Below are 6,021 nucleotides of genomic sequence, written 5' to 3'. Positions count from 1 at the left end.
CGAAGGCTGAAGACCCTCAGGGGCCTCACACCCTACGAGTTCATCTGCAAATGCTGGACACAGGAGCCCAAACGCTTCACCTTTGACCCGGTCCATCAAATGCCGGGACTGAACACTTAGAGCAGCCCCCAAAAGTGGAGGCCACTTTTGGGATCAATCCGATGCTCATTCTTTATGCTGGCGCATCGTCTGCTGGCGCATCGTCCGAGGCGAAAAACCGGATCCACTTTTCGCTGACACGACCCTTCGGGTCCGCACGATACAGCATCGGACCCAAAAGTGGATTTGCACTTTTGGGACCCATCCGATGCTTCCTTCAATAGCGCATCGTTGGGCGCGGACCCAGAGGGCCGCGTCAGCGAAAACCGGATCCACTTTTCCGCACGATGCTCTACCCCCCTTTGAACGAGGCCGTCGCTCGTGCAGAAAAGATTCGGAAAGACCTTTCCGGCCAGTCGATTGCCCGGCTCGATCCTGGCGTGGTGACGGCAAGCTTCGACGTCGTCGAGTGAGGAGTCGGTGAGAAGGATTTGTCGAGCCTGTTGGGGCGGGCCGACGATCTGCCGTACCAGGCAAAAACGCAGGCCGTAATCAAGTAGCGACGTCGATGGTGTAAGGGTACATCACCGCTTGAAGATCGGATGCTCCACCCGATCGCCCGGCTTGATTCCGAGCTTGGCCGCAGTGCCGGCATTCAGCTCCAAAACGGAAAGAACCGGCTCGCCCGAAGGGATGGTTCGGGTCGACAGCGGTTCGGTATTGGCCGCGATCCGGGCGATCGTCCCGTCTGCGCGAATGAACAGCATGTCGAGTGGCAGATAGGTGTTCTGCATCCACATGGACACGGGCTCGACCCGTCCGAAATCGAACAGCATGCCCTGATCGGCCGGCATGGATCGACGGAACATCAGTCCCTGCGCGCGGTCGGCGTCGTTGCGGGCAACCTCCACCCGGAAGGTCTGCCGCTGCCCGCCCTGCACGGCGACGGACAGGGTCTCGAACGCCTGCGCGTAAACCGCGCCGGCGATCAGGGCGAGAAAACCTAAGGCCGCGAACGCCGGCCGGACACGCGACAGCACTGGCAGACTCATCAATGGGAATGCGGCAGGGCCATGTCGGCCAAGCGAACCTCGGCAGCCATCAGGCCTTTCGAGCCATCGCCGAAGCGGACGAAAACGCGCTCTCCCGGCTTCAACTCGGCAATACCGTAACGGCGCAGCGTTTCCATATGGACGAAGATGTCCGGCTTGCCTTCCCCTTGAGTCAGGAAGCCGAAGCCGCGCAGGCGGTTGAACCACTTCACGACCGCCGGCTCCAGCCCACTGGTCGGCACGACCTGGACATGGGTCCGGGGCAGCGGAAGCTCCGAGGGATGCAGCGCAGTGGATTCATCCAGCGAGAGAATGCGGAAGGCCTGGAGGCCGCGCGGACGCTGAACCGCCTCGACGACGATGCGAGCACCTTCGTTGGCGGCCTGATATCCATCCCGGCGCAGACAGGTCACATGGAGCAGAACATCGGGCATGCCATTATCGGGAACGATGAAGCCGAAGCCCTTGGCAACGTCGAACCACTTGATACGGCCGCTGACCTGGACGAGCTCAAGAGCGCTCTCTTCCGAAGTCGGCTGAGCGACCTCGCGGTGGCCCTGATCTAAAGAGGAATTCTCCTCGCGGAGACTGAAAGAATTGGAGCCGTAATCGCCAGTCATGAAATTACCCAAACTCGAATCATGAACCCGATTCTTAATAAGAGGATAACATCGTCCTGAATCAGGGGAAGCAAGAAACGCGCATCGGAGGGCGATGAAATTTTCGGCAGCCCGCATGTTATTGAATTTATAGCACAAATACTGAAAAGACCGAGCCGATCTCCGCATGGATCACAAGATCGGCAACGTCATCTAAGGGGGTGGGATCCCGATTGACGATCACGAGCCGTGCTCCGTTTTCCTTGGCCAGGGCCGGAAAAGCCGCTGCCGGATAGACGACCAAGGACGATCCCGCGACCAGAAAGAGGTCGCACGATGCCGTAAGATTCTGTGCCCGCTGCATCGGCTCCTCCGGCATGGCCTGTCCGAAGGAGATGGTCGCCGCTTTCAGGATGCCCCCACAAATCCGGCAATCTGGAGGCCGACCATCGGCATCAAAACATTGTCTCACCCAATCGAGTTCGTGACGCCCACCGCAGCTAAGGCATTTGGCGTAGGTGCCATTGCCGTGCAGCTCGATGACCTGATCCGCGGCGAGGCCCGATTCCTGATGAAGACCGTCGATGTTCTGGGTGATCACAGCCGGCATTCTCCCGGACGCGACGAGAGAAGCGAACGCGAGATGCCCTTGGCTTGGGCGGGCGTCGCGATAGAGATCGTCCATCGCGAATTTCCGCCGCCATGCCTCCCGGCGCGCTTCCGCGCTATGCCGGAAATGCTCGAAGGAAATCGGCTTGTGGCGCATCCAGGGGCTGCCGGGAGACCGGAAATCGGGGATGCCGCTCTCCGTCGAGATCCCAGCGCCCGTGAAGCCCGCGACGACACGAGCATCTTGAATCATGTCCTGTAATGTGGCGATTGACGCAGCAAGGCTCTCGGTCATCTCACTCACATAAGGCTTGGAGTCCGAGAGGGAATGCCACGACCGATGAGACAAGCAGACTTGAGCGCCCCCTCTCCGCGAGCCCGAACCACCGCATCCCAGCGCTGGGACGCCGTCGATGTCGCCCGCGGCATCGCGATTGCCGCGATGATTGTCTACCATTTCAGCTGGGACCTGAGCTTCCTGCAACTGATCGGAACGAACATCCTGCAGGTCCCGGCCTGGCGCTGGTTCGCCCGCGGGATCGCCGGCTCGTTTCTGATGCTTGCGGGTTTCGGCCTGGCGTTGGCCCATGCTCAGGGTTTTCGGCGCATACCGTTCCTGAAGCGTCTCATGAAGGTCGGTGGCGCGGCCCTCGCCGTGACCCTGGTGACGTATTTTGCCTTTCCTGAGAGCTACATCTTCTTCGGCATTCTTCACTGCATCGCTGTCTCGAGCGTTCTGGCCCTGCCCTTCTTGCGATTGCACCCTGCCCTCACTCTGGCCTTTGCTGTCTTCTGTTTGCTCGCCCCCTGGCTCTTCACGAGCCCCACCCTCGACGCCCCCTGGCTCGATTGGCTTGGCCTCGGCGCCTCCGATCCGGTGACGAACGATTATGTGCCGATCTTTCCGTGGTTCGGGCTCGTACTTATCGGTGTGACTGCGGGAAAGCTGATGTTGGCGCAGCAAGAGACGCTCAGTCTTGCACGCTGGCGCGCTGACGATGTGTTCTTCCGGACATTGATCTGGGCCGGGCGCAAGAGCTTGCCGATCTACCTGATCCACCAGATCGTCCTGTTGGGCGCGCTCTACGGCGTCGCGCAGATCGTGGGTCCCAACCCATCGGCAGCCTGCCAGCGGATCTGCCTGATGCAGAACGGCAATCCGGCCCTGTGCCCTTCGGTCTGTTCGTGCATCCTGCAGCAGATCCCTGAGCGAGACCTCTGGCAAAGGCTTCTCGCCAACAAGGCCGCGCCTGATGACAACACGCGGATTTCCCGCGCCGCGCAGCAATGCATGCGCCAGAGCCCGCCTTCGTAGAAATATCCCCGCACGTCATGGCCGGCCTTGTGCCGGCCATCCCGATTGGAAGAGCGTCGCGTTCTCCAGAAGCGAAATCACCGGCACGAGGCCGGTGATGACGTAGAGGTGTGACGGAAACGCCGTATTACATCGTCTAAACCACGTTCAGCCGGGTTTCCTTCGAGCTGCGCTCAGCCTTGCCTCCGCCAGCAGGCAGAGGAGTTCGAAGGCAATAGAAGCACCCACCAGCGCGGTGCCACCGGACTGATCAAGCGGCGGCGACACTTCGACCATGTCGGCACCCACAAGGTTCAGGAGCCGGAAGCCGCGAACGAGCCGGAGCGCCTCGCGGCTCGTAAACCCGCCGATCTCAGGCGTGCCGGTTCCTGGCGCGAAGGCCGGATCGATGGAATCGATGTCGAAAGTGAAATAAGTCGGCTCCATGCCAACCACCCGGCGCGCTTCGGCAATGGCATAGGGAATGCCCTTCTCCACCACTTCTTCCATGTCGATGATGCGGATGCCCTGATCGAGCGCCCACTGGCGTTCATCGGCGGAATACATGTGCCCGCGAATGCCGATCTGCACCATGCGCTTCGGATCGAGCACACCATCCTCGATGGCCCGGCGGAATGGCGTGCCATGCGTGAGCTTCTGACCACCGAAATAGGTGTCCCCCGTATCGCTGTGCGCATCTACATGGATCATCCCCATAGGCCCGCTCTTCGAGGCCAGCGCGCGCAGGATCGGATACGAAATGATGTGATCGCCGCCGATGGAGAGAGGTGTCACGCCTCCTTGGTAGAGATAGGAGATTTCAGCCTCGATGCGGCGAAGCGTATCCTGCACGTCGATGGGATTGACCGGCACATCGCCCACATCCGCGCAGGCGCAGAGATCGTACGGCGCAACCAGCGTTCCGTAATTGACGAGACGCATCAGCGAGGAGGCTTCGCGTACTTGGCGCGGCCCAAGCCGTGTGCCCGGACGGTTTGTGGTTGCCCCGTCGAAAGGGATACCGAGGATGGCGATGTCGATCTCGCCGGGGGCCTGCCTTGGTGAGAGATGAGGCAGACGCATGAAGGTCGAGATGCCGGCAAAGCGCGGCACCACCATTCCGGACAACGGCTGATAAGTCTCCAGGCGCTGCTCGCGGGTCGCAGGTTGCGTCTCTTTCTTGAGGTTCTGTGCCATCAATCTTGGTTCCTGAGCATCAATGAACGGCGCCGGCGAAAACACGTTCGATCCGTTCCATCCCCCAATCGATCTCATCGCGAGTGATGGTGAGAGGCGGCGCAAAGCGCAGAACCGTGTCGTGGGTATCCTTCGAAAGGACGCCGTTTTCGAGAAGCGCGTTGCAGACCGACCGTGCGGAAACGACATTCGTATCCACTTCGACACCGACCCAGAGGCCGCGGCCGCGCACGTCCTTCACGATATTGCTTCGCATGGCGCGCAGCCGATCTTGGAGATATCCACCCATTTCGGCACTGCGTTCGACGAGATGTTCGTCTTCGATCACGGCCAGCGCTTCCAATCCGATCCTGGCCGCCAACGCGTTGCCACCGAAGGTCGAGCCATGGGATCCGGGATTGAAGACGCCCATGACCTCACGCGTGCCCACGAAGGCCGAGACCGGATAAACACCGCCGCCCAGCGCCTTGCCAAGGATCAGACCGTCCGGCTTGATGTCCTCATGCTGATGGGCGAACCAGCGGCCCGTGCGACCGAGGCCCGACTGGACCTCATCGAGGATCAGCAGAACGTTGTTCCTGTCACAGATGGTACGCAGGTCTTTCAGGTAACCCTCCGGCGGCACCACGATGCCCGCCTCACCCTGAATCGGCTCGATCAGGACCGCGCAGGTGTTGCCCGTGATCGCCTGCTCGATCGCCCCTGCATCCGCGAACGGCACCAGCTTGAACCCGCCGGAGAAGGGACCGAACCCCTCGCGATAAGACTGATCGGACGAGAATCCGACGATGGTGGTCGTGCGGCCGTGGAAATTGTTATTCGCGACGATGATTTCCGCATGATCCCGAGGGATCTTCTTCTTGGCATAACCCCATCGTCGCGCAGCCTTGATGGCTGTCTCGACGGCTTCCGCACCCGTGTTCATGGGCAGGGCCATGTCGAGGCCCGTGACCTGGACCAGACGCTCCAGAAACGGCCCGAGAAGTTCCGTATGATAGGCGCGGCTGGTGACGGCGAGTTTCGAGGCCTGCTCCATCATCGCGTTCAGAATGCGCGGGTGGCCATGGCCGAGGCTGACCGCCGAATAGGCGCTCATCATGTCAAGATAGCGCCTGCCTTCCGTATCAGTAGCCCAGACGCCCTTCGCCTCCCTCAGGACGACAGGCAAGGGATCGTAGTTAGCTGCGGTAACCGAGCGTTCGAGAGCAATGAAATCCATGGAAGTCCTCCA

At 60.8% G+C, this 6,021-nt stretch carries 7 protein-coding genes and 1 pseudogene; 3 read left to right on the top strand and 5 right to left on the bottom strand.

Going from position 1 to position 6,021, the window contains the following annotated elements:
• Both ACS5Q1_RS11745 and ACS5Q1_RS11740 read left to right on the top strand, forming a co-directional pair.
• Positions 1–120: pseudogene (locus tag ACS5Q1_RS11745) on the top strand (IS481 family transposase); the annotation flags it as partial.
• A gap of 266 nt (positions 121–386) precedes the next feature.
• The gene (locus tag ACS5Q1_RS11740; RefSeq protein WP_473098345.1) at positions 387–512 is read left to right on the top strand and encodes a hypothetical protein; all 126 of its coding nucleotides are present in this window, start codon (positions 387–389) and stop codon (positions 510–512) included.
• A gap of 111 nt (positions 513–623) precedes the next feature.
• Here ACS5Q1_RS11740 and ACS5Q1_RS11735 read toward each other — a convergent pair whose 3' ends face one another.
• The 3 genes from ACS5Q1_RS11735 to ACS5Q1_RS11725 form a co-directional block, all read right to left on the bottom strand.
• Positions 624–1,091 carry a DUF192 domain-containing protein gene (locus ACS5Q1_RS11735; protein ID WP_473098344.1) on the bottom strand — a complete coding sequence of 156 codons (468 nt, stop codon included), beginning with the start codon at positions 1,089–1,091 and terminating at the stop codon, positions 624–626.
• Positions 1,091–1,711 carry a cold-shock protein gene (locus ACS5Q1_RS11730; protein WP_246776818.1) on the bottom strand — a complete coding sequence of 207 codons (621 nt, stop codon included), beginning with the start codon at positions 1,709–1,711 and terminating at the stop codon, positions 1,091–1,093. The genes ACS5Q1_RS11735 and ACS5Q1_RS11730 overlap by 1 nt, the downstream gene beginning before the upstream one ends.
• A 127-nt stretch (positions 1,712–1,838) precedes the next feature.
• On the bottom strand, positions 1,839–2,594 hold the full coding sequence (locus tag ACS5Q1_RS11725) for an SIR2 family NAD-dependent protein deacylase (protein WP_473098343.1): 756 nt from the start codon (positions 2,592–2,594) through the stop codon (positions 1,839–1,841).
• Positions 2,595–2,654: 60 nt separating this feature from the next.
• On the opposite strand from ACS5Q1_RS11725, the gene ACS5Q1_RS11720 reads away from it, so the two are divergent.
• The gene (locus tag ACS5Q1_RS11720; RefSeq protein WP_473098342.1) at positions 2,655–3,614 is read left to right on the top strand and encodes an acetyltransferase domain-containing protein; all 960 of its coding nucleotides are present in this window, start codon (positions 2,655–2,657) and stop codon (positions 3,612–3,614) included.
• 147 nt (positions 3,615–3,761) lie between these two features.
• Here the strand turns inward: ACS5Q1_RS11720 and speB are convergent, their stop codons facing one another.
• Together speB and rocD are read right to left on the bottom strand one after the other, a co-directional pair.
• The gene (gene speB, locus ACS5Q1_RS11715) at positions 3,762–4,790 is read right to left on the bottom strand and encodes an agmatinase (RefSeq protein ID WP_473098341.1); all 1,029 of its coding nucleotides are present in this window, start codon (positions 4,788–4,790) and stop codon (positions 3,762–3,764) included.
• Positions 4,791–4,809: 19 nt separating this feature from the next.
• Positions 4,810–6,009, bottom strand: a complete 1,200-nt coding sequence (gene rocD, locus ACS5Q1_RS11710) for an ornithine--oxo-acid transaminase (protein ID WP_473098340.1) — start codon at positions 6,007–6,009, stop codon at positions 4,810–4,812.
• Between the last annotated feature and the right edge of the window lie 12 nt (positions 6,010–6,021).

The sequence above is a fragment of the Microvirga sp. GN3 genome (genome assembly GCF_055792825.1).
The sequence above is the reverse complement of the archived record's forward strand: the minus strand, read 5'-3'. Positions and strand labels throughout refer to the sequence as shown.

Bases quoted from the DNA above. Each gene is read 5' to 3' on its own strand.
- ACS5Q1_RS11740 (WP_473098345.1), top strand. From the start codon at position 387: ATGCTCTACCCCCCTTTGAACGAGGCCGTCGCTCGTGCAGAAAAGATT.
- ACS5Q1_RS11725 (WP_473098343.1), bottom strand. From the start codon at position 2,594: ATGACCGAGAGCCTTGCTGCGTCAATCGCCACATTACAGGACATGATT.
- ACS5Q1_RS11735 (WP_473098344.1), bottom strand. From the start codon at position 1,091: ATGAGTCTGCCAGTGCTGTCGCGTGTCCGGCCGGCGTTCGCGGCCTTA.
- ACS5Q1_RS11730 (WP_246776818.1), bottom strand. From the start codon at position 1,711: ATGACTGGCGATTACGGCTCCAATTCTTTCAGTCTCCGCGAGGAGAAT.
- rocD (WP_473098340.1), bottom strand. From the start codon at position 6,009: ATGGATTTCATTGCTCTCGAACGCTCGGTTACCGCAGCTAACTACGAT.
- speB (WP_473098341.1), bottom strand. From the start codon at position 4,790: ATGGCACAGAACCTCAAGAAAGAGACGCAACCTGCGACCCGCGAGCAG.